15 protein-coding genes are annotated in these 23,445 nt (G+C 64.2%); 6 read left to right on the top strand and 9 right to left on the bottom strand.

The window, feature by feature from the left end; genetic code table 11:
• Window positions 1-4: 4 nt before the first annotated feature.
• The 5 genes from RVAN_RS05660 to RVAN_RS05680 form a co-directional block, all read right to left on the bottom strand.
• Window positions 5-1,114 (bottom strand): electron transfer flavoprotein subunit alpha/FixB family protein, encoded by a 1,110-nt coding sequence (locus RVAN_RS05660; protein ID WP_013418799.1) that lies wholly within the window; start codon window positions 1,112-1,114, stop codon window positions 5-7.
• 30 nt (window positions 1,115-1,144) lie between these two features.
• On the bottom strand, window positions 1,145-1,996 hold the full coding sequence (locus RVAN_RS05665) for an electron transfer flavoprotein subunit beta/FixA family protein (protein ID WP_013418800.1): 852 nt from the start codon (window positions 1,994-1,996) through the stop codon (window positions 1,145-1,147).
• A gap of 24 nt (window positions 1,997-2,020) precedes the next feature.
• The gene (gene nifW, locus RVAN_RS05670) at window positions 2,021-2,362 is read right to left on the bottom strand and encodes a nitrogenase stabilizing/protective protein NifW (RefSeq protein ID WP_013418801.1); all 342 of its coding nucleotides are present in this window, start codon (window positions 2,360-2,362) and stop codon (window positions 2,021-2,023) included.
• Between the two features lie 29 nt (window positions 2,363-2,391).
• Complete coding sequence (gene nifV, locus RVAN_RS05675; protein ID WP_013418802.1) at window positions 2,392-3,675, bottom strand: homocitrate synthase; 1,284 nt, start codon at window positions 3,673-3,675, stop codon at window positions 2,392-2,394.
• A gap of 255 nt (window positions 3,676-3,930) precedes the next feature.
• The gene (locus RVAN_RS05680) at window positions 3,931-4,623 is read right to left on the bottom strand and encodes a site-2 protease family protein (RefSeq protein ID WP_013418803.1); all 693 of its coding nucleotides are present in this window, start codon (window positions 4,621-4,623) and stop codon (window positions 3,931-3,933) included.
• 251 nt (window positions 4,624-4,874) lie between these two features.
• Between RVAN_RS05680 and RVAN_RS05685 the strand changes: the two genes are divergently transcribed.
• The 6 genes from RVAN_RS05685 to RVAN_RS05710 all read left to right on the top strand — a co-directional run bounded on the left by RVAN_RS05685 (window position 4,875) and on the right by RVAN_RS05710 (window position 18,579).
• Window positions 4,875-7,376 (top strand): glycogen/starch/alpha-glucan phosphorylase, encoded by a 2,502-nt coding sequence (locus RVAN_RS05685; RefSeq protein ID WP_013418804.1) that lies wholly within the window; start codon window positions 4,875-4,877, stop codon window positions 7,374-7,376.
• Window positions 7,377-7,500: 124 nt separating this feature from the next.
• On the top strand, window positions 7,501-9,699 hold the full coding sequence (glgB, locus tag RVAN_RS05690) for a 1,4-alpha-glucan branching protein GlgB (RefSeq protein WP_013418805.1): 2,199 nt from the start codon (window positions 7,501-7,503) through the stop codon (window positions 9,697-9,699).
• Window positions 9,700-9,905: 206 nt separating this feature from the next.
• On the top strand, window positions 9,906-11,168 hold the full coding sequence (gene glgC / locus RVAN_RS05695; protein ID WP_013418806.1) for a glucose-1-phosphate adenylyltransferase: 1,263 nt from the start codon (window positions 9,906-9,908) through the stop codon (window positions 11,166-11,168).
• Complete coding sequence (gene glgA / locus RVAN_RS05700; RefSeq protein WP_013418807.1) at window positions 11,165-12,640, top strand: glycogen synthase GlgA; 1,476 nt, start codon at window positions 11,165-11,167, stop codon at window positions 12,638-12,640. Before glgC ends, glgA begins: the two co-directional genes overlap by 4 nt.
• A complete protein-coding gene (gene glgX, locus RVAN_RS05705; RefSeq protein ID WP_013418808.1) occupies window positions 12,637-16,788 on the top strand; it encodes a glycogen debranching protein GlgX in 4,152 nt (1,383 codons plus the stop codon). Before glgA ends, glgX begins: the two co-directional genes overlap by 4 nt.
• A 180-nt stretch (window positions 16,789-16,968) precedes the next feature.
• Complete coding sequence (locus RVAN_RS05710) at window positions 16,969-18,579, top strand: oleate hydratase (RefSeq protein ID WP_013418809.1); 1,611 nt, start codon at window positions 16,969-16,971, stop codon at window positions 18,577-18,579.
• 237 nt (window positions 18,580-18,816) lie between these two features.
• Here the strand turns inward: RVAN_RS05710 and RVAN_RS05715 are convergent, their stop codons facing one another.
• The 4 genes from RVAN_RS05715 to RVAN_RS05730 are packed head-to-tail and all read right to left on the bottom strand — an operon-like array spanning window position 18,817 to window position 23,424.
• On the bottom strand, window positions 18,817-19,176 hold the full coding sequence (locus RVAN_RS05715) for an ArsC family reductase (protein ID WP_013418810.1): 360 nt from the start codon (window positions 19,174-19,176) through the stop codon (window positions 18,817-18,819).
• Complete coding sequence (rlmB, locus tag RVAN_RS05720) at window positions 19,173-20,105, bottom strand: 23S rRNA (guanosine(2251)-2'-O)-methyltransferase RlmB (RefSeq protein WP_013418811.1); 933 nt, start codon at window positions 20,103-20,105, stop codon at window positions 19,173-19,175. The genes RVAN_RS05715 and rlmB overlap by 4 nt, the downstream gene beginning before the upstream one ends.
• Window positions 20,102-20,659, bottom strand: coding sequence for an NUDIX hydrolase (locus RVAN_RS18720; RefSeq protein ID WP_013418812.1), 558 nt, complete (start codon window positions 20,657-20,659; stop codon window positions 20,102-20,104). The genes rlmB and RVAN_RS18720 overlap by 4 nt, the downstream gene beginning before the upstream one ends.
• An 11-nt stretch (window positions 20,660-20,670) precedes the next feature.
• A complete protein-coding gene (locus tag RVAN_RS05730) occupies window positions 20,671-23,424 on the bottom strand; it encodes a [protein-PII] uridylyltransferase (protein WP_013418813.1) in 2,754 nt (917 codons plus the stop codon).
• Window positions 23,425-23,445: the final 21 nt, after the last annotated feature.

A 23,445-nucleotide genomic window follows, 5' to 3' on the forward strand; every position in this document is an offset into this window, starting at 1 on the left:
TCAATCAGCCGACGAGGCGCGAGCGCGTGTTGGGGGCGATCCGCTGGCGGACTTCCTTCGCGAGCGCGGGGAGGAAGCGGACGGCGTCGGTAATGATGGCGAGATGCGCGAAGTCCATGATCGGCGCGTTCTTGTCGGTGTTGATCGCGAGGATCAGGTCCGCGCCTTCGACACCCACGCGATGCTGGATCGCGCCGGAGATGCCCGCAGCGATGTAGAGTTTCGGACGGATGGTCTTGCCGGTCTGGCCGATCTGGCGGTCGGCCGGGATCCAGCCGCGCTGCACGAGCGGACGCGAGCCGCCCCAATCCGCGCCGAGAGCCTTCGCGAGATCCCTCACGAGCTGATAATTTTCAGCGCTGCCGAGGCCGAGACCGCCCGCGACGACCACGTCGGCATAGGCGAGGTTCGACTTGTTCGAGTCGCGGTCGGGGATGAACTGAAGAAGCTTCGTGACAATCTCGTCCTCGATCATCGTGAATTCATATTCGATGACCGGGCCGGACTTGTCGTCGAGGCGCTCCGGCATCGAGAACACGCGAGGCCGAACGGTCGCCATCTGCGGGCGGAAGTTCAGCGTGTAGATCGTGCAGAGAAGCGAGCCGCCGAAGGTCGGGCGCGTCGCGGCGAGGGAGCCATCGGCGTCGACCGCGAGTTCCGTGCAGTCGGCCGTGAGGCCGGTCGCGAGCGTCGTCGCAACCGAGCCCGCGAGATCGCGGCCGAGCGTGGTTGCGCCAAGAAGCAGGATTTCCGGCTGGAACTTGTTAACCAGTTCCGTCATGCAGCGGGTGTACGGCTCGTTGCGGTAGTCCGCGAGAACCGGGCTTTCCACGAGATAGGCCACGTCCGCGCCGTAGGCGTAACATTCCTGAACGGCGTGGCGGGTGTCTTCTCCAGCGCCGCCAAGCACGACGCCGGCGAGCTGCACGCCGAGCTTGTCGGCGAGCTTGCGGCCTTCGCCCATGAGTTCCCACGAGACGGGATGCACGTGACCGCGCTCAAGCTCGATGAAAACCCAGACGTGCTTGTAGGACCTGAACTTCTCGGGAAGTTCTTTCTTCATTCCGGCGCGGCCGCCAGCTGCGGCGGGCTTCGGGGCGGGTGTCGTCGTCATAACCAAATCTCCGTATTGCGCGCTGCTGGCTTAGCTTTGGGCCATGGCCGTGAGTTCTTTTTCGATGGTCGGCAGGCGGCCGAAGATCTCGTCCAGCGCCTTGCTTGCCATCGCGTCCGGCGCAAGGCCGCCGATGTCGATGATCTTCGCCTTCTCGGCGCGAGCCGCCGGCGCGAACACACGCTTCACCACGGTCGGCGAGCCCTTGAGGCCGCACTTGCCCATCTCGGCGACGCCAGCCGCGGCGGCGTTCCAGGTCACGATCTCGGCGCGGGCGGCCGCGAGCGCCACATCGATGGAGCCGCGACGAATTTCGTTCGTGCCTTCGAGCATGGTGATGAGGCAGGGCAGCTTCGACTTGAGCACCTGCACGCCGCCCTCGGCGCGACGCTCGACGGTGATGGTCTTGCCCTCAAGGTTAACTTCGCTGATGCCCGAAACGTAAGTGAGCTGATGCAGGTCGAGGCGCTTGGCGATGCCGGGACCGACCTGCGCGGTGTCGCCGTCGATGGTCTGCTTGCCGGTGAACACGATGTCGACCGGCTCATAGGTCTTGCCGATCTTGATGATGGCCTGCGAAAGCGCATAGCTCGTTGCGAGCGTATCGGAACCGGCGAAGGCGCGGTCGGTGAGGAGCACGGCGCGGTCGACGCCATAGGTCAGCGCGCGGCGAAGGCTATCCTCGGCCATTGGCGGACCCATCGTCAGCACCGTCACGTTGCCGCCGTGCTTGTCGCGCAGGCGAAGCGCCGCCTCGATGGCGAACAGATCATACGGGTTGATGATGGTCGGCACGCCCTGCCGCATGATGGTGTTCGTCACCGGATGCACGCGAATTTGCGCGCTGTCCGGAACCTGTTTGATGCAAACGACGATATGCATGGTTCAACCCTTCCTGCGTGCCGCCTAGCGGCCAATGATGGTTAGTGAGTCAAGGGGCACGAAAGCCTTCGGCGCTTCTTCCTTCGGCCGGTCGGGGTGGTGCTCCTGCAAAACCTTGAAGACGCGCTCCTGAAGCGGCGTCGACTTTACAAAATCGTCATAGGCATGAGCCAGCGTTTCGCGCGCGGCCGCATAAATCTCTTCGTCGGTCGCGCCGGCAAAATCGCGCTGCGCGAGATACTGCCCCATGCGCTTCAGAATATGCAGACGAGCCACCTTGAGGCGATCAGGATCGTAATCGACGTTGAGATACGCGAAGAAATCTTCCGCCGAGGGAAGCTTTTCGAGATCCGACAAAACGCTCATTGATGCCAACCTTTCGTTTCCACCGCGCGTCACGATACCGCCTTCAGACGAGACGACGATGCCGACCGCTTTATGGGACAAACGCCCGTGTTGCCGTCTGACCGCTCGTCCACGAGGGCGGCGGCGAGCCTCAGCAGGGTGAAAGACGGAATGCAGGCTTTGTGCTTTTCCGCATAGCCCCTGACAGCGGCAAGAAGACGGCGTTCCTCGTCCTCGGTGAGTTGCAAGCCCAGATAAGACAACTCGTGACGCAAACCCGCAAGCCCTGAATGCTTGCCGACGACGAAACGATGGTTTCGGCCGAGGCGGCGCGGCGACAGCGCCTCGTAGCAGTCCTTGCTCTTGAGGATGCCGTCGACGTGAATACCGGATTCGTGCGTGAAGACGTCCTTGCCGACGATGGGAGCGGAGCGCGCGATTTCGCGGCCGCTGCACCGGGCGACGAGTTCGCTCAGATGGCCGAGGGCGGGCAGATGGATGCGCGTGGCCTGCGCGAAGAGCGAGTCGAGCGCAACCGCAATCTGTTCGAGGGGGGCATTGCCCGCCCGCTCGCCCAGACCGTTGACGGTCACGCTGGCCGCGCTCGCTCCTGCTTCCAACGCGGCCAGCGTGTTGGCTGTGGCCAGACCGAGATCGTCATGGCCATGAAATTCGATGGGAAGATCCGTGATGCGCCTTACGGCTTCGATGGCGGCACGGATGGAAATCGGGTCGAGCACGCCGAGCGTGTCGGCGAAACGGTAGCGCACCGCACCGGCTCTGGCCGCCGCTTCGAGAATGGGTTCGAGCGTGTCCCGCGTGGCGCGCGACGAGTCCTCGCCGCCGAAAGCGACTTCAAGGCCTTTCGCACGGGCATAGCCGATGACGTCGGTGACGGCTGCCACTACGCGCGGCAGCGAACCGCCGAATTTTGCGGCAATCTGGAAGCGTGAGACGGGCGCGGATAGGTTCACGATGGACACGCCGGAAGCGATGGCATCGTCCACGTCGCCGCGACGCATGCGACACCACGCAATGACGCGCAACGGCAGGCCAGCTTTCGCGATCCGGCGGATTGCCTCCTGCTCGTCGCGGCCCATGGCGGGCGTGCCCACCTCGATCTCGTCCACGCCGACATCGGCGAGCGCGGCCGCGATCTGCATCTTCTCGGCGGCCGTGAAGGCGACGCCCGGCGTCTGCTCGCCATCCCTGAGCGTCGTGTCGTTAATGGCGACGCGGCCCGAAAGGGTGCGGCGGATGAACAGCGCGTTGTCGTCGCCTGCAACCCCGTCGCCGTCGTTCGTTCCGTTGAGACCGTTTGAGAGGTCGCGCATCCCGCATTCCGCCTGGTAAAACCGCCGCGTCGATACGCAGCGCGCAACTCGTAAAGCAGGAGACGTGCCAAACGCCTAAGCGGCTGAAAAGTGCGGAATAGTTTTAAATCCACGGCGGTGTCGAAAGTCCGACACGTGTCGCACATGCGACATATCGGGAAATTGAGGTCGGAAAGGTAAAAAAGATGCGCCCGGAGGTAAAGCCGAGCGCATCCGAAAACGATCACGCTTCGATCAAATGTCGATGATCGGTCGCTATCTGATACCGGTGATCGACAGGATCGCGTTGACCACGCCGCTCGACGCCCACATCAGATATCGCGAGAAGAAATCGAGGTCGAGCCCGGCGCTCCGCCCTGCGAAAGGCAGGAGGAAGATCAGCGTCAGGATCAGGAGCAGCCCGTAAGGTTCCAGCCCCTCGAAGCGATAGGCGAGGCGGCGAGGCAGAAGCCCGGTCAGCACGCGGCCGCCATCGAGCGGCGGGATCGGCAGCATGTTGAACACGGCGAGGATCGCGTTGATCAGGATGCTGTTCACAAGGTTCTGTGCGACCCACGCATTCGCAGGCGATGGCAATTCCCGCGCGACGTAAAAAAGAAGCGCCGAAACCACCGCGAGAAAGATGTTCGCGCCGGGGCCCGCAAGAGCCACGATAATCATGTCCCGGCGCGGATTGTTCAGATTGCGGAAATTCACCGGCACCGGCTTCGCCCAGCCGAACAGGAACGGCGCGCGTGCCAGAAGCAGCATGGCAGGTATGAGCACAGTTCCGACCGGATCGACGTGCTTGAACGGATTTAGCGTGACACGGCCGAGCATCCATGCGGTGTTGTCGCCAAGGCGGCGGGCCGCGAAGCCGTGCGCCGCCTCATGGAGCGTAATCGCGAGCAATAGCGGAACGACCCACGTCGAAACCGTATAAAGGATCGCGTTCAAATCTCCGCCCATGGTTCGTCCCCGCTGCGCTGTCGCCTGCCGCCACTCTCAGGATAAAGTGTTTACGCGGGGTGTCCGGGACAAGCCGTCATTTTTATCGTTCGCGCGGGCGTCGCGTTCACAATCAGGAAAGCGTCTCGCGACGGCCCGACGCTCTTGTTTTATTATCCAGCGGCGGCTATCGAGCTAACGCTCTCGGCTTCACAGCCGTGTCAAAACGGCGCCGCATTATCAGTCGATGCGGACCGGGGAAAAAAGGGACCATGACCGAAACGAAGTCGCAAGCAGAATTGAGAGTGCACGCCGCTGAAGGCGACGAACGCGAAAATGCGCAGGAACGGATCGTGGAGCTTCGTGAGCAGATTCTCGCGCATCTCATTTCGAAGACGGGGCGGGACCGCTCGTCCGCCAGCACGCGGGACTGGTTCCTGGCAACCGCGCTCACCGTGCGCGACCGCATCGTGGAGCGCTGGATCGACTCGAAGCAGGAGAGCTTCGATCAAGGCCAGCGTCGGGTCTATTATCTCTCGCTGGAGTTTCTCATCGGCCGCCTGCTGATGGACTCCCTCAACAATCTCGGCCTCACAGCCTCCGTACGCGAGGCGCTGTCCGGCCTCGACGTGGACCTCGAAGAACTGCGCGAGATCGAGCCGGACGCGGCACTCGGCAATGGTGGCCTCGGGCGCCTCGCAGCGTGCTTCATGGAAAGCATGGCGACGCTCTCGGTCGCGGCATACGGCTACGGCATCCGCTACGATCACGGCCTGTTCCGGCAGGCGATCAAGGATGGCTGGCAGCATGAATATCCCGAAGACTGGCTCGCCTTCGGCAATCCTTGGGAGTTCCCGCGGCCCGAAATCGAATATGAGATCGGCTTCGGCGGCTCCGTAGAGGCCAAGGCAGACGGCCGCGCCGCACAGATCTGGAAGCCGAATGAGATCGTCGAGGCGGTCGCCTATGACACGCCCGTGGCGGGCTGGCGCGGCGCTTCGGTGAACACGCTCCGCCTGTGGCGGTCGCGCGCGCCCGATCCGCTCCGTCTCGACGTGTTCAACGCCGGCGATTACGTGGCGGCGCAGGCCGACCAGGTGCGCGCGGAAAGCATCTCGAAAGTGCTCTACCCGAGCGACTCGACGCCAGCCGGGCTGGAACTTCGGCTTCGGCAGGAATATTTCTTCGCGGCGGCCTCGCTGAAAGACCTGATCCGCCGCCATCTCGCCCAGCATGGCGACATCACGACCCTTGCTGAAAAGAACGCCATCCAGCTCAACGACACGCATCCCGCGATCGCCATCGCAGAGATGATGCGCTTGCTCGTCGACGTGTACGCGCTCGAATGGGACGAAGCGTGGCGCATCACGCAGCAGACATTCTCCTACACCAATCACACGCTTCTGCCGGAGGCGCTCGAAAGCTGGGCCGTTCCGCTGATGGAGCGGCTGCTCCCGCGTCACATGCAGATCATCTACCTGATCAACGCGCTGCATCTCGACCGCCTGCGCTCGGCGGGGCACCATGACTGGGGGCTTCTCTCCAGCGTGTCGCTGATCGACGAACACTCCGGCCGGCGCGTGCGTATGGGCACCCTCGCCTTCCTCGGCTCGCACAAGGTCAACGGCGTGTCGCAGCTTCACACGGACCTCATGAAGGAAACGGTGTTCCGCGACCTCCACAGCCTTTATCCCGACCGCATCGTGAACAAGACGAACGGCATCACCTTCCGCCGTTGGCTGTTCGAAGCTAACCCCGGCCTGACACGCCTCATTTCAGAAACGATAGGCCCCGCCTTCCTCGACGACCCGGAAGCGCTTCGAAAGCTTGAAGCCGTCGCCGCTGACAAGGAGTTCCAGGCGCGCGCCATGAGCGTGAAGCAGAAGAACAAGGAGGCGCTTGCGAAGATCATCACCGACCGCCTCCTCATCAAGGTGGACCCGGACGCGTTGTTCGACGTGCATGTGAAGCGCATCCACGAGTACAAGCGCCAGCTTCTGAATGTGCTGGAGACCATCGCCTGCTACAATGATATTCGCGCGCATCCCACCAAGGATTTCGTGCCGCGTGTGAAGATCTTCGCGGGCAAGGCGGCGGCGAGCTACCATCAGGCGAAGCTCATCATCAAGATGATCCACGATGTCGGCCGCGTCATCAACAACGACCCGTCCGTTCGCGGGCTGCTCAAGGTGGTGTTCCTGCCGAATTTCTGCGTGAGCCTCGCCGAGCGGATCATTCCGGCCTCCGACCTGTCGGAGCAAATCTCGACAGCCGGCATGGAGGCGTCGGGCACCGGCAACATGAAGTTCGCACTGAACGGCGCGCTTACCATCGGCACGCTTGACGGCGCGAATGTCGAACTCCGCGAGCGCGTGGGCGATGAGAACATCTTCATCTTCGGCCTCACCGCCGAGGAGGTGCAGAACCACCGCGCTCAGGGAATCGACGCGCGAGCGACCATCGCCGGTTCGCCGGTGCTGAAGGATGTGCTCGACTCCCTGGCGTCGGGTGTGTTCTCTCACGACGACCGGGATCGCTACAAACAACTGGTGGATATCCTCACCTACCATGATCATTTCATGGTGACTGCGGATTTCGACGCCTATTGTGAGGCGCAGCGGCTGGCGGATATTCGCTGGCGAGACCGCAAATCGTGGTGGCGTTCGAGTATCCTGAACACCGCGCGCGTCGGGTGGTTTTCCTCCGACAGGACCATCGCGGAATATGCGGAAGACATCTGGCGGGTTCCCGTCCGTACCGTCAGCAAAAGCTAGAAGCGGATCCGATCAGGTTGACCGACCTGATCGGTGAATCCGTCTCTTAACCTAAAAGAAGAGACCACTTTACCGGCCAGAATTGCGATGCAATCGGATCGGAACGGGCTCCAAGGGTGATATTGTGACCGAAGCCAGCTGGCGAGTGCGAGAAGAGGACGTTTCAAAGATCGCGTCCGCCACGCATGGCGATCCCTTCTCCGTGCTAGGCCTGCATCGCGCAGGCAACGGAATGGCGATTCGCGCTTTCGTGCCGGGCGTCGAGCGTCTCGGAGCCGTCCTCGAAAGCGGCGTGACAGTCCCGCTGGAGCGGCGCGGCTTCGGCGACTTCTTCGAGGCCTTCGTTCCGGGAGCGGCGGAGCGCTTTCGCTATCGGCTCCGCGCGGTGATCGCCGGACACGCGTTGGACTTTCAGGATCCTTACGAGTTCGGCCCTGTGCTTGGCCCGATGGACGATTACCTGCTCGTCGAAGGCACACACAAGCGGCTTTATGAGCGGCTTGGCTCGCATCCGATTCACCATGAGGGCGCTGACGGCGTGCTGTTCGCGGTCTGGGCGCCGCACGCACGCCGCGTCTCTGTCGTCGGCGACTTCAACCAGTGGGACGGTCGCCGCCACACGATGCGCAAGCGCGTCGACAGCGGCATCTGGGAGTTGTTCGCGCCCGGCATCGACGAGGGCACCGTCTACAAATACGAGATAATCGGGGTGAACGGCGATATTCAGCCGCTCAAGGCCGATCCGTTCGGCTTCTCCGGTGAGATGCGCCCCTCCACCGCCTCCGTCGTCGCGCGAACCGACGGCCATAAATGGGGCGACGAAGCGCATATGGCCTGGCGGCCGACGGTCGAAGCCCGCCGCGGGCCGATGTCGGTCCTTGAGGTGCACGCCAGTTCGTGGCGGCGCAAATGGGACGGCGGTTTCCTGTCCTACGACGAGCTTGCGGACCAGCTCATTCCCTATGCCGTGGACATGGGCTTCACGCATATCGAGCTCATGCCGATTTCGGAGCACCCTCTCGACGCATCATGGGGCTACCAGCCCATCGGGCTTTTCGCTCCGACGCGGCGCTTCGGCGACCCGGCGGGCTTCCAGCGCTTCGTCGATGGCGCGCACCGGGTAGGTCTCGGCGTAATCCTCGACTGGGTGCCCGCGCATTTCCCGACCGACGAGCACGGGCTTGCAAAGTTCGACGGCACGGCGCTGTACGAGCATCCCGATCCGCGTCGGGGCTTCCATCCCGACTGGAACACGGCGATCTACGATTTCGGCCGCGCCGAAGTCGCCAGCATGCTCGTCTCCAACGCGATCTACTGGCTCGACCGCTACCACATCGACGGCCTGCGGGTGGATGCGGTCGCGTCCATGCTCTATCTCGACTATTCGCGGAAAGCGGGCGAATGGCTGCCGAACCCGGATGGCAGCAACCAGAACCACGACGCCGTGCGGTTCCTCCAAGACGCGAATGCAAGCGTCTACGGCACCTATCCCGGCATCGCGACTATCGCCGAGGAATCGACCTCTTGGCCCGGCGTGTCGCAGCCGACAAGCGCGGGCGGCCTCGGCTTCGGCTTCAAGTGGAACATGGGCTGGATGAACGACACGCTGTCGTACATCGCGCTCGATCCGGTCTACCGAAAATATCACCATCACAAGCTCACCTTCGGGCTGCTCTACGCCTTCTCCGAAAACTTCATCCTGCCGATCAGCCACGACGAGGTGGTTCACGGCAAGGGCTCGGTGCTCGGCAAGATGCCCGGCGACGATTGGCAAAAATTTGCCAATGTTCGCGGCTATTACGGGTTTATGTGGGGCTATCCGGGGAAAAAACTTCTCTTCATGGGGCAGGAATTTGCGCAGCGGGCCGAGTGGAATTTCGACGCGGGGCTGGACTGGTGGTCGCTCGACCATGCGTCGCATCGCGGGGTGCAATCGCTGGTCCGCGATCTGAACCGCCTCCATCGCGAGAAGCCCGCGCTCCATGCGCGCGACTGCGAGCCGGAGGGCTTCCAGTGGATCGTGGTCGACGACGAGGCGCAATCCGTTTTCGCATGGGTGCGCTATGGCGGACCGGGCGCGAAGCCGGTGCTGGTCGCGTCCAACTTCACGCCGGAACCGCGCTATAATTATCGCATCGGGCTGCCCTTCGCCGGGCGCTGGCGCGAAATTCTCAACACGGATGCGCCGGAGTATGGCGGTGCGGGTATCGGCAATTTCGGCGAAGTCCACGCTTCGATGCAGGAGAGCCACGGTTTGCCCGCATCGGCGGAAATCACTCTGCCACCCCTCGCAACTGTTTATTTCGAACATGACTCGGTTTAGACCCGGATTGTGTGCATCGTTCAAAAAACTGTGATGGTTCTCCTTCACTTTCGAAGGGATCGGTAAGCGCCACAGCGCACTGTTTCGGGAATGGTTCCGAAACTTCCCCGGCGTTCGCGCGAGGCGCCAGCCGAATTAACACGAGTGCAGTTCTGTTTTCGTGCCGCCTTCGGTATGGCAGGCAGAAGCTCGACTCGGAGGACACAATGAGACCGGTTGGAAGCTCCCCTCTTGCACGTCACGCGATGGCCTATGTCCTCGCGGGTGGACGTGGCAGCCGCCTGTTGGAATTGACCGACCGGCGCGCGAAACCCGCCGTCTATTTCGGCGGCAAGTCGCGAATTGTGGATTTTGCGCTGTCCAATGCCTACAATTCCGGCATCCGTCACATGGCGGTGGCGACACAGTACAAGGCGCACAGCCTGATCCGCCATCTGCAACGCGGCTGGAATTTCCTGCGCCCGATTCGGAACGAAAGCTTCGACATCCTGCCAGCAAGCCAGCGCGTCTCCGAGTCGCTCTGGTATCTCGGCACCGCCGACGCCGTTTATCAGAACATCGATATCATCGAAGACTACGGCACCAAATATATCGTCGTCCTCGCTGGCGACCACGTCTACAAGATGGACTATGAGTTCATGCTCCAGCAGCATGTCGATCAGAACGCGGACGTGACCGTGGGCTGCATCGAGGTGCCTGTCGCCGAGGCAAGCAGCTTCGGCGTGATGCATGTCGACGAGACGGACCAAATCATTTCATTCGTCGAAAAGCCTGCCGATCCGCCGACGATGCCCGGCAACACGGATGTTTCGCTCGCCAGCATGGGCATCTATGTTTTCGAACAGAAATTCCTCTTCGACCTGCTGCGTCGCGACGCCGCCGATCCGAATTCGAGCCACGATTTCGGCAAGGATCTCATTCCATACATCGTGAAGAACGGCAAAGCTGTTGCGCACAGCTTCAACCGCTCCTGCGTGCGGTCGGAAACCGAGCCCGGCGCCTACTGGCGCGACGTCGGCACCGTTGACGCCTACTGGCAGGCCAATATCGACCTGACGCATGTCGTTCCCGACCTCGACATCTACGATCAGAACTGGCCGATCTGGACCTATAACGAAGTCACGCCGCCCGCCAAATTCGTGCATGACGAGGACGGGCGTCGCGGCTCCGCGATCTCCTCGCTCGTCTCCGGCGGCTGTATCGTGTCCGGCGCGACAATCCGCAACACGCTCCTTTCAACCGGCTCGCGCATCAACTCATTCTCCAAGGTCGAAAACGCGGTCATCCTGCCCTATGTGCACGTCGCGCGCTCCTGTCACCTTCGCAATGTTGTCATCGACGCAAATGTAAGAATACCCGAGGGGCTTGTCGTCGGCGAAGATCCGGAAGAAGACGCGCTGCGCTTCCGCCGGACTGAACGCGGCATCTGCCTCATCACCCAGCCCATGATCGACAGGTTGGAAGCGTGAGCCGTCTCAAGGTCTTATCCGCCGCTTCGGAGCTTTATCCGCTCGTGAAAACGGGCGGCCTCGCCGATGTCACCGGCGCGCTGCCCGGCGCGCTCTCCGGCCTCGAAATCGATGTGCGCTCGCTCATTCCCGGCTATCCGTCCGTGATCAGCGCGCTCGAAGGCGGCGAAACAGCCCTTTCGATCCCCGACCTGTTCGGCGGCCCGGCGCGCGTGCTCGCGGCGACCGCCGGCGCGCTCGACCTTTTCGTGCTCGACGCGCCGCATCTCTACGACCGCCCCGGCAATCCCTACACGCAGCCCGACGGCACGGACTGGCCCGACAACGCGTTCCGCTTTGCCGCACTCGCGAAGACGGCCGCGCTGATCGCCGAGGGCGCGATCCCCGCCTTCCAGCCCGACATCCTGCATGTGCACGATTGGCAGGCGGCTCTTGCACCCGCCTATCTGCGGTATGGTGGCAAGGGCGGCGCGGCCACGGTCGTCACCGTCCACAATCTGGCCTTTCAGGGCCAGTTTCCGGCCGAATTGCTCGGGCCGCTCGGCTTCCCGCCCGAGGCCTTTTCCATCGGCGGCGTCGAACATTACGGCATGATCGGCTTCCTCAAGGCCGCCTTGCGCCTCTCGGACCGTATTACCACCGTCTCGCCTTCCTACGCGCAGGAGATCCAGCGGACAGAGACAGGGATGGGCTTCGATGGCCTGTTGCGCGAACGCGCTGCCCGGCTCTCCGGCATCCTGAACGGCATCGACACCGGCGTGTGGAACCCGGAGACGGACCCGCGCATCGCCGCCCACTACAGCGCCAAAACCTTCGACGCGCGGGCGAAGAATAAAACGACGCTTCAAGGCATCTTCGGCCTTGACGCCGAACCGGGCGCGCTGGTGGTTGGCGTGGTCAGTCGCCTGTCCTGGCAGAAGGGGCTCGACATCCTCGCCGAGGCGCTGCCGGTGCTTCTCGGCGAAGGCATGCAGCTTGCGCTTCTCGGCGCGGGCGACGCGGACCTTGAAGCACGGTTTCGTGCGGCGGCGGTCGCACACCCCGGTCGCGTCGGCGTGCGGATCGGCTATGACGAAGCGGTCGCGCACCGCATTCAGGCAGGATCGGACGCGCTGGCCGTGCCGTCGCGCTTCGAGCCATGCGGCCTGACGCAGCTCTGCGCGCTGCGCTATGGCGCGGTTCCGCTCGTGGCGCGTGTCGGCGGCCTCGCAGACACCATCATCGACGCCAACGAAATGGCGCTCGCGGCGGGTGTGGCGACGGGCGTCATGTTCCAGCCCGGCACGCGCGAAAGCCTCGAACTCGCGCTTTGCAAGGCGGCAAGCCTGTTCCGCGACCGCGACACGTGGCGGCGGCTTCAACTCAACGGGCTGGCGACGGACGTGTCGTGGCGCGCGCCCGCAAAACGCTACGCTCTGCTCTATCGCGAGCTTGTCGCGGAGCGCTCGACGGCTTCGGGCGCGACGGCGTGACGGCCATCCGCGTCGGCGATGGCTCGCCCGAGCCGCTTGGCCTGACGCTCGATGGACGTGGCGCGAACTTTGCCGTGTTCTCCGCGCATGCGACCGCAATCGAATTTTGCCTGTTCGATGCGGCGGGCGAGCGCGAGATCGAGCGCATCCGCCTGCCTTCTCGCACGGGCGATGTGTGGCACGGCCGCGTCGAGGGGATCGGCGCGGGGACGCGTTACGGGCTTCGCGCACACGGGCCATATGATCCCGCGAACGGCCATCGCTTCAACCCGGCAAAGCTTCTCGTCGATCCGTATGCGCTGACGCTCGACCGCCCGTTCAAGCTTCATGCGTCGATGTTCGGCTATCGGCCCGGCACCGACGACCTCACGCGCGACGATACCGACAGCGTCGCCGCGATGCCGAAGGCTATCGCGCTCGACCTTTCGCATCAGCCGCGCGATGCGCGCGCCTTCGCCGCGACCGGCGCGCCCGCCATCCTCTACGAACTGCACGTCAAGGGCTACACGAAGCGGAACCCGCACGTGCCGGAACCCGTGCGCGGCACCTTTGCCGGGCTGGCCGACCCCGCCGCCATCGAGCACCTTGTGAAGCTCGGCGTGACGGCGGTCGAGCTTCTGCCCTGCGCGGCGTGGATCGACGAGCGACACCTCGCGGCGGTAGGCCTCACGAATTATTGGGGCTACAACCCCGTCGCCTTCATGGCCCCAGACCCGCGCCTTGCGCCCGACGGCTGGGCCGAGGTGCGCGCGGCGACGGATGCGCTGCACGCAGCGGGCATCGAGATCATCGTGGATGTGGTCTTCAACCACACGGGCGAAGGCGACGAACTCGGTCCAACGGTGAGCTTTCGCGGCCTCGACAACGCAAGCTACTATCGGCTTCGCGCCGACGATTCGCGCTTCTATGTGAACGACGCGGGCTGCGGCAACATTCTCGCGGCCGACCGCCCCGCCGTGCTGCGCCTCATCATGGATAGTCTTCGCGCCTGGGCGACGCTCGGCGGCGTGGACGGCTTCCGCTTCGACCTTGCGACCACGCTCGCGCGCCGCGAGACGGGCTTCGACCCCGAAGCGCCGCTGCTTGCGGCCATTGCGCAAGATCCGGTCCTGCACCGCCTTCGCCTCATCGCGGAGCCGTGGGACATCGGTCCCGGCGGCTATCAGGTCGGCGCGTTCCCGGCAAATTGGAGCGAGTGGAACGACAAGTTTCGCGATAGCGTGCGCCGCTTCTGGCGCGGCGACAGCGGGCTTGCGTCGGAAATGGCTACGCGGTTTTCCGGCTCGCAGGACGTCTTCGGCAAGCGCGGCCCGTCCGCGAGCGTGAACTTTGTCATAGCCCACGATGGCTTCACGCTGGCCGACCTCGTCAGCCACGAGCGAAAGCACAACGCGGCCAACGGCGAGCAGAACCGCGACGGCACGAACGACAATCTGTCGTGGAATAACGGCGTTGAGGGCGCGACCGACGATGCCGCCATCCTCGCGGCGCGGCGGCGCGATGAGCGCGCGCTTCTCGCGACGCTCCTTTTCGCACGCGGCATGCCGATGCTCGTCATGGGCGCGGAAACCGGCCAAACGCAGCACGGCAACAACAACGCCTACGCGCAGGACAATGAAACCGCGTGGCTCGACTGGGCCAAGGCCGACGCGGCGCTGACAGCGTTCACGGCCCGTGCGATTGCGCTGCGGGCGGCGCACCCGGCGCTGTGGCGCGACCGTTTCCTGTCAGGCGAACCGCAAGATGCGAGCAGCGTCCCCGATGTGCAATGGCTGTCGCCGTCCGGCGCGCCGATGCGGGCTGAAGACTGGACGCGCGGCGACCTTCACACGGTGATCGCTGCACTCTACGCGCCGCAGACCGACGGCATCGCGGCGGATCGCGTGCTGGTTGCGCTTCATGCCGGGCGGGACGCGGTGCGGGTTGGGTTGCCGGAACCGCGCGAGGGCTTTGCATGGCGCACCGTGCTCGATAGTTCGGACGAAACCGGCGAGCCGCGAAGCGCATCGGCGGATGGGGTCGCCGAAATCGCGCCGCGCTCGGTTGTGATCCTGACAGAGGAACGAGAAACGGACGAGCGGACGAAGCGCCGCAACGCCGAGCCAGGGCTTCTCGACCACCTCGCGCGGGCGGCGGGCATCGCGCCGGACTGGTATGACATCACCGGCGAACGCCATGTCGTGCCGGACGACACGAAGCGCGCGTTGCTCTCCGACATGGGCTTTCCCGCCGAAACGGGCGGCGAGGCGCGGGCGAGCCTCGGCCGCCTCTCGGATGAGCGCTTCCGCCGCAAGCTGCCATTTTCGCTTGTCGCGCGCGAAGACGAGGCGGCGACGCTTCGCATCGCAACCGATGACCGCCGCGCACCGCGCTGGCTGATCGTCGGGCGCGAGGACGGCGGCGAGGATGCCGTCGCGCTTGAAGTGGCCGCGTCCGAAACGATCAACGCGCCGGACGGCCGCCGCATCGACACGATCCGCGCGCCCCTGCCCTCGCTCGCGCCCGGCCGCTACACGCTCCGCCTTGAAACCCACCCCGACGCCGCGTGCCGCCTGACGGTTGCGCCGCGCCGCTGCTATCTGCCCGAGCGGCTCCGCGATGGCGGAAAGGCAACCGGCCTCGCCGCGCAGCTCTATTCGCTCCGACGAGATGGCGATCAGGGCATCGGCGATTTCACGACGCTTGGCCGGATCGCTGAAGACACCGCGCACGCTGGCTATGCCACGCTCGGCCTGAACCCGCTGCACGCGCTGTTTCCGGGCGATCGCGAGCGCGCCAGCCCTTATTACCCGTCTGACCGGCGCTTCCTCGATCCGCTTTATATCGATGTCGCATCGCTCGAAGGCGCCCGCGCGCGCGATGCATTCGCACAGCATGCCGCCGCCTTCGCCAAGCTTTCGGGCACGCCGACCGTCGATTACGCGGGCGTCTGGAATGCCAAGCGCGCCGTTCTTGAGGCGGCGTTCGCGGATTTCGAGGCGGCGGGCGACAAGACGAGTTTCAACGCCTTTGTCGCGGCGGGCGGCACAGCGCTCGCAGGCTTCGCGCTGTTCGAGGCAATCGGCGAGACGCGCCCCGGCGAACCTTGGCCCGCATGGCCCGACGCGCTTCGCAACCGCGATCCGTCCGCGCTCGCGTCCTTCGCGGCGGAGCATGCGCCACGCGTCCGCTTCCATCAATGGACGCAATGGGTCGCCGAGACGCAGCTCAATGAAGCCGCGCGGCGCGGCGCTGACGCCGGGCTGTGGCTCGGCTTTTATCGCGACCTCGCCGTGGGCGCTGCACCGGACGGCGCGGAAGCCTGGGCGAACGCGGATCAGATGCTCAAGCGCGCAGCCATCGGCGCACCGCCCGATCCGCTAGCCGAGGGCGGCCAGAACTGGGGGCTTCGGCCGCCGAACCCGCTGGCCTGGACGCGCAACGGCTACGATGTGTTTCGCGGCGTCATCGCGGCAAACATGCGTCACTCGGGCGCGCTTCGCATCGACCACGCGATGGGCCTCGCGCGGCTTTTCGTAATTCCCGAGGGCGCGAGCGGCCGCGAAGGCGCGTATATCGGCTTTCCCGTGGACGATCTCATCGGCGAACTCGCGCTGGAAAGCCAGCGCGCGCGCTGCGTCGTCATCGGCGAAGACCTCGGCACCGTGCCTTGGGGCTTCCGCGAGACGATGGAAGCGGCGGACGTGCTGAGCTATCGCGTCTTCTGGTTCGAGCGCGACGGCGAAGGCTTCGCTCCGCCCCGCACCTACCCTGCGAAGTCCGTAGCGTGCATATCGACGCACGATTTACCGACGCTGAAAGGCTGGTGGGAAGGCGTGGACATCCGCGAGAAGGAAGCGCTCGGCCTCATCGCACCGGAAGAAGCGGCGGCAGCACGCGACCGGCGCTCGAACGACAAGGCCGCGCTCATAGAGCTTCTTGCGGCGGAAGGCATCGCGTTCGATGCATCGCACGATGCGCCATTCGATCCTGCTCTGACGGACGCCGCGCATCGCCTCGTCGGCACCGCGTCCTCGCTTATCGCCATCGAGCAGATCGACGACCTCGCGGGCGAGACGACCGCCGTCAACCTTCCCGGCACCGACCGCGAGCGCCCGAACTGGCGGCGCAAGCTCTCCGCGATGCCTGCGCTGGGCAAACAGCGGTAGGCTCACGTCGAACGTGACAGTGCCATGACAGGGGCGTGACAGCGGCGGTTTCGCCGTCAGAGACTTTGCGGTGACTTTTGCGTTATCGCGACACCCGAACCGATTGCTTCAGGGCAGCAGCAAGAATAGTTTGCTTCATTCGTGATCGACACGCGATTTGCGATCCTAGGGAGCTTGGCCTTGAGCATAGAACCGCAAACGGAAAAGTCCGACTTTCCCAATCCTCATGAGGCCCGTTTTCATCTGATCGGGGCGGGTATCTCCTCTCTTGCGGCCGCAGCTTTTCTCATACGCGATGGCAAGATCGCCGGACGCAACATCACCATCTACGGCGACCAGCCGAGGCCTGGCGGCAGCCTCGATCAGGCTGGCTCCGTCGAAACGGGCTATGTCGCGCGCGGCAGTCGCGTGCTCGAACCGCATTATGTGTGTACGTTCGATCTGTTCTCGACCATTCCTGCGCTCGACGGTTCGCGCTCGGTCACGCAGGACATTTTCGCCTGCAACGAGGCGCTGAAAACGAACGCGCATGCCCGCATCGTGCGCGGCGGCAAGAAGGTCGATTCGCCGGCATTCGGCCTCAGCGAGGAACATCGGCTCGCCATCATCAACATCGCGTTGAGCCCCGAAAGCGTGCTCGGATCGAGCGCCGTCAAGGATCACTTCGACGAGGCGTTCTTCTCGACCGGCTTCTGGACGCTGTGGGCCACCACATTCGCTTTCCAGCCCTGGCACAGTGCGGTTGAGATGAAGCGCTATCTGATGCGCTTCGTGCATATGATGCCGGGCTTCAGCCGCCTTCAGGGCTTCATGCGCACGCCCTATAATCAGTATGACACCATGGTGCGGCCGCTCGCGCGCTGGCTCGAGCAACGCGGCGTGCGCTACAAGACCGGCGCGGCCGTCACCGACATACGCTTCGAGCGCATGGAGGATGCGCAACGTCCCGCCTCCCTCATTCTGGAAAGGGACGGCGCGGTCGAAGAGGTCAAGCTCGACTCGAACGACTACACCATCGTTACGCTCGGCTCGATGATCGACTCCGCGTCCACCGGCGCGATGGACAGGCCCGCACCGTTCGAGCCGAACCGGCGGGGCGCGGCGTGGCGGCTATGGGAGAAGATCGCCGAGGGCCATGCGGAATTCGGCAAGCCAGCGGCGTTCGACAACCGCGTCGACCAGTCGAAATGGGTGTCTTTCACGGGCACGATGCGCGATCCGGCCTTCTTCCGGCTGGTGAAGGACTTCACCGGCAACGTACCGGGCGAAGGCGGGCTCATCACCTTCGCCGACTCCGGCTGGCTCCTCTCGATCACCCTGCCCCAGCAGCCGCACTTCATCGGCCAACCCGATGGCGTCGAGGTGTTCTGGGGCTACGGGCTTACCGTCGACCGCCCCGGCAATTTCGTAAAGAAGCCCATGGCGGAATGCACCGGCCGCGAGATCATGATGGAGGTGCTGGGCCATCTCAAGGCCGAGGACAAGGCCGCGCAGGTTCTCGACAACGCCATCGTCATTCCGCGCACCATGCCCTACATCATGGCGGAGTTCCTGACGCGCGCGCCGGGCGATCGGCCACATGTGATGCCTAAGGGCTGGTGGAACCTCGCCTTCGCCGGGCAGTTCTGCGAGCTTTCCGACGATACCGTGTTCACGGTGGAATATTCCGTGCGCTCGGCACAGACGGCGGTTTACTCGCTGCTTCAGCTCGATAAGGCACCGCCGCCCGTCTACAAGGGCCATCATAATCCGGTCGTGCTCTATAAGGCCTTCGCGGCGCTGATGAACTGAACACGGCGCGGAGAGCGGGATCGCTGCTGACGGAAATCTCGCTCCAGCGCGCCGCACTTTGAATGCGACCCACGGACGGGTCAGCGGCTTCAGTCGCATTCAAAGTCCATGAGGCGCTCTGAAATCGCAGTGTTAGAGCGGCATATGAATTGAAATCGGCGAGGCACTCGCCACAAAAGTGAGGCCGATTTCAAACTCGCCGCTCCAACTACCGCAAGACCGGCCGCCATTTGCGCGTCATGCTCTGGTGGCTGGCACCGCCGCCTCATAGACCTCCGGCTTGAACCCGACGAGCGTCTTCTTGCCGAGGTCGAGCACCGGCCGCTTTATGACCGACGGATTCGCCAACATCAGCGCGATGGCCTTTTCCTCGTCGATATTTTCGCGATCCGCCTCGGGCAGCTTGCGGAACGTCGTGCCCGCGCGGTTCAGCAGCGCTTCCCAGCCATGCTCCTTCACGAAACGGCGCAGCAGCGCCTCGTCCGCCCCTGCCGTCTTGTAGTCGTGGAAGGTGTAAGCCACGCCGCGCTCTTCAAGCCAGGTCCGCGCCTTCTTCACGGTGGAGCAATTCTTGATGCCATACATGCTTATGGTCACTTCGCGTCCCCCTGCCCTTGTGCCCGCGCGTGAAACACGATGGCAGCGGCGTTCGAGATGTTGAGGCTCTTGATCGGGCCGGGGGCGGAAAGCGCCGCAATCGCGTCGCAGCCCTCGCGCACCAGCCGCCGCAGTCCCTTATCCTCGGCGCCGAAGACGAACGCCACGCGCCGGCCGCCCGCCAGCGCCGCATCGAACCGCTGCGCGCCCTCGGAATCGAAGCCGATGCAAAGAAAGTCGCGCTCCTTCAGCTTTTCGAGCACGCGCGCCAGGTTCACCACCTCGATCACCGGGACATGCTCCAGCCCGCCGGACGCCGACTTCGCGAGCGCGGCGGTCAGCGGCGGCGAGTGTCGGTCCTGCACGATCAGCGCGCCGATACCGAACGCCGCCGCAGAGCGGAGCACCGCGCCGACATTGTGCGGGTCCGTGACCTGATCGAGGATGACGACGGTCGCGGGCGCATCGCCAAGCGCGTCGAGAAAATCGTCGAGGCCGGGCTGGGCCAGCGGTTCGACTTGAAGCACCGCGCCCTGATGCACAGCGCCCGGTCCGGTCAGCGCGTCGAGGTCGGCGGGCAGCGCGAGCGTCGCGGCGATTTTCCGGGCGTCTAGAAGCGGAGCCAAGCGGGCGGCGGCGTTTTCGGTCAGCCATGCGTGACGGATGCGCCGCTTCGGGTTCGCGAGCGCCGCCTCCACGGAATGAAGGCCGTAAAGCGTTTCTCCGGCCGCGAGCTTCGCGAAGCTTTCGCCAGCGGTTTTCGGTCGGCGGGCGCTTTTCCGCGAATCGCCGAAACGGGAAAAGGCCCAAGCTTCCTGCTTCGGCGCGCCGTCGCGCGGACCGGTGTCAGCGTCCTTCGCTCCAGCGGCGCGGCCTTGCTTTCGCGATTCGTCGTGACGCGGTTTCGAGGGTTTTACGATGCGCGTCATGAATGCGTCCTCTTCGACAGAAGCTCTTGCAGTTTCGGAACCGCGTTTATAAGTCCGCTCGTCGCGAAAGGATAATCGAGAGGCACCCACCGAAAGGCATCGACCTCGCTTTCATCGATGCGCACGTCGCGGCCCAACGGCTCGAACAGATATTGGAAATCATAATGCCAGTGCTCGCACTGGTCGCGGTCTGGGCGCGCGCGAATGATGTGCGCGTCGATGTTGAACGGTACGCAGCCCGGAAACAGCGGCGACGGCGCAACGCCAAGGCCCGTTTCTTCCAGCACCTCGCGCCGCGCCGCATCGTAAATCGACGCGTCCCCGCTTTCGACATGGCCGCCCGGCTGGAGAAACCGCGCCGATTTCTTGTGAAAGATCAGCAGCAAGGCGTTGCCATCGAAGACGAGACCGCTTGCGGTGACATGACCGGCCGGATTCGACCTGAGGATGTCGTCGGGGTTACGAGCAAGGAAGTCCTTAACGCTATCGACCGCCTCACCGGGAAAGATCCGGCGGTATTCGGCGAGCGCGGTCGTCGCGTCGGCATGGAGCATCGCGTCTGCCCTCACTCTTCGAGAAGTTCGAGGATCTGCCCGCGAATCCGGCTCTTGGTCGCTTCGTCCGTCACCTTCTGCTTGCCCGGCCCGGTCACGTAGAACACGTCCACCGCCTTCTCGCCGAAGGTCGCGATATGCGCCGACGCAATGTCGAGGCCCAAATCGTCGAAGCATCGCGCGAGGTCGTAGAGAAGGCCGGGACGGTCCAGCGCATGCACCTCGATCACGGTCGTTTCTTGCGATGCCGTGTTGTCGATGACGATGTCGGGCGGCACGGTGAATGCGTCCACCTTCGGCTTCAGGCGAAGCGAGCGGACCTTCGCTTCATCCAGTGCCCGCGCGCCGGAAACGACATCCGTGATGGAGCGCCCGATCTTCTGGCACTGCGAGATTTCTTCATGATCGTCGACGAACTTGCGCTGGAACAGCAGCGTGTCGAGCGCCAGCCCGTCGCGCGTGGTCCCGATCTGGGCAGATGCGATGCTGGCTCCCGAGGCCGCGCAGGCACCCGCGCTTTGCAGCAGAAGGCGCGGATGGTCGCCCGTGACAAAGGTCAGTTCCGGGATCGGTCGAACGATGTCGCAGCACCGCACATCGTAGACGAGCGGCGCGGCTTCCGTCTCGTAGCGACGGATCAGGCTTGCATGCAGGATCTGCCGTTCAAGGTCCGTTCGCACCCAATAGTCGGGCTCGTGCCGCTCGATGAAGCGGTCCACATCGGCGGCGGGCCAGTCGCGCAAGACCTCGCGGAGGCGGGTCTTGGCGGCGGCGATGCGTGCCTGACGCGGCACGCGCGTATGGCCGCCCGCGAGCAGAGGCTCGGTATCGTAGTAGAGCTGGCGCAGGAGCTGGCCCTTCCAGCCGTTCCAGACGCCGGGGCCGACGGCGCGAATGTCTGCCACGGTGAGCAGCAAAAGCAGCTTCAGCCGCTCGGGGCTCTGGACGAAGTCGGCGAAGTTGCGGATCGTCTGCGGGTCTGAGATGTCGCGGCTTTGCGCCGTCTGACTCATGAACAGGTGATATTTGACGAGCCAGGCGGCGGTTTCCGCTTCGGCAGCCGACAGGCCGAGGCGCAGCGCGAGCGAGCGCGCCAACTCTGCGCCGACGATGGAATGATCGCCCTCGACCGCCTTCGCCACGTCATGCATGAGGAGCGCCACGTAAAGCGCGTTGCGGTTCTGGATGTCGTTGATGATTTCGGTGGAGAGCGGAAGCTCCTTGCCGAATTCGCCCTTCTCGATCCGAGACAGGATGCCGATCGCCTGAAGGGTGTGCTCGTCGACCGTGAAGTGGTGATACATGTTGAACTGCATCATCGCCACGCAGCGGCCGAACTCCGGGATGAAGCGGCCGAGCACGCCTGACTCGTTCATGTAGCGGAGCGAGGTTTCCGGCGCCTCCCGCGAGGTGAGGAGATCGAGGAAAAGCCGGTTCGCCTCCCTGTTGCGGCGGAAGTCGTCATCGATGAGCTTCATTGATGCGCGGATGAGGCGCAGCGCCTCGGGGTGCATCAGCAGATTTTCCCGCTCTGCCTCGATGAAGAAGCGGATCAGGTTCAGTGGGTCTTTTCGGAAGACGTCCGGCTGCTTGACGTTCAGACGCTTGTTGTCGAGGCGGAAATCGGTCGTCGCGGCGATCTTCGCTTGCGGGCTCCACGGCAGCGCGCCGACGAAATCGCTCAGCGTGGGCACGCTCTTCAACTGCCGCAATTCGAGGCTCGAACAGACGGTTCGCGTGAGGTCGCCGACGTCCTTCGCGATCAGAAAGTAATGCTTCATGCATCGCTCGACGGCGAGCAAGCCGCGGCGTTCATGATAGCGGAGCCGCTGCGCCATGTCCGGCTGCACGTCGAAGGAAAGCCGCTCCTCCGCCTTTCCGGTGAGAAAATGCAGGTGGCAGCGTACCGTCCAGAGGAAGCCTTCGCAGTGATTGAAGGTGGCAACCTCGCTATGCGTGAAGATCGCGTTTTCCGCCTTCTGGCCGTTGCGCGCCGGGTTGAGGTAAACCGCGAGCCAGTGCAACACGTTCAGGTCGCGAAGGCCGCCCTTGCCTTCCTTGATGTTCGGCTCGACGCGATAGCGCGACTGGCCCGCGCGCTTCAGGCGTTCCTCGCGCTCGGCGAGCTTAGCCGCGATGAACTCCCGCTTCGTGCCGCTGACGACGCCGTTGATGAAGCGCGTCCACATTTCCTGAAACAGCGCGTCCTCGCCGTGGATGAGCCGCGCGTCGAGGAGCGCCGTGCGGATCGTCATATCGGATTGCGCGGCCTTCAGCGTCTGGTCGACATTGCGCGTGGCGTGGCCAACCTTGTAGCCTAGATCCCAGAGGAAATAGAGCACGGACTCCACGATGCTCTCACCCCATGCCGTCTGCTTGTACGGCAGCAGGAACAGGAGATCGACGTCCGACTTCGGGGCCATCAGCCCGCGCCCATACCCGCCTGTGGCGACGAGCGCCATATGTTCGGCGGCGGTGGGGTTTCGCGCGCGATAGAGGTGCTTCGTCGAGAAATCGTAGATGAGCTTGATGAGTTCGTCCTGGAACAGCGCGAGCGCCGCCGCGCAGGTCCGACCGTCGCCCGTGCTCATCAACAGCGCCTCGGCCTCGGCTTGCGCCGTCGCCTTCAGTTCCTTCAGGCGGCGCACCACACGCGGGCGCATCTGCGCGGGATTGTCGGCGCTTTCCTTCCAATAGGACGAAAGCTCCTCGCGTAGGCTCGCGGGGTCGAAGAAAGGCGGCGGGGTGGTGATGATCTGGTCCATCGGAGCGACTTCACGTTTGCG

Origin of the sequence: Rhodomicrobium vannielii ATCC 17100 (assembly GCF_000166055.1) — a bacterium.
Classification (GTDB): domain Bacteria; phylum Pseudomonadota; class Alphaproteobacteria; order Rhizobiales; family Rhodomicrobiaceae; genus Rhodomicrobium; species Rhodomicrobium vannielii.

Excerpts from the sequence above, each read along its gene's own strand:
- nifV (WP_013418802.1), bottom strand. The coding sequence starts at position 3,675 with ATGCGCGACCTCTCAAACGGTCTCAACGGAACGAACGACGGCGACGGG.
- nifW (WP_013418801.1), bottom strand. The coding sequence starts at position 2,362 with ATGAGCGTTTTGTCGGATCTCGAAAAGCTTCCCTCGGCGGAAGATTTC.
- RVAN_RS05665 (WP_013418800.1), bottom strand. The coding sequence starts at position 1,996 with ATGCATATCGTCGTTTGCATCAAACAGGTTCCGGACAGCGCGCAAATT.
- glgC (WP_013418806.1), top strand. The coding sequence starts at position 9,906 with ATGAGACCGGTTGGAAGCTCCCCTCTTGCACGTCACGCGATGGCCTAT.
- RVAN_RS18720 (WP_013418812.1), bottom strand. The coding sequence starts at position 20,659 with ATGCTCCATGCCGACGCGACGACCGCGCTCGCCGAATACCGCCGGATC.
- RVAN_RS05680 (WP_013418803.1), bottom strand. The coding sequence starts at position 4,623 with ATGGGCGGAGATTTGAACGCGATCCTTTATACGGTTTCGACGTGGGTC.
- RVAN_RS05685 (WP_013418804.1), top strand. The coding sequence starts at position 4,875 with ATGACCGAAACGAAGTCGCAAGCAGAATTGAGAGTGCACGCCGCTGAA.
- RVAN_RS05660 (WP_013418799.1), bottom strand. The coding sequence starts at position 1,114 with ATGACGACGACACCCGCCCCGAAGCCCGCCGCAGCTGGCGGCCGCGCC.
- rlmB (WP_013418811.1), bottom strand. The coding sequence starts at position 20,105 with ATGACGCGCATCGTAAAACCCTCGAAACCGCGTCACGACGAATCGCGA.
- RVAN_RS05730 (WP_013418813.1), bottom strand. The coding sequence starts at position 23,424 with ATGGACCAGATCATCACCACCCCGCCGCCTTTCTTCGACCCCGCGAGC.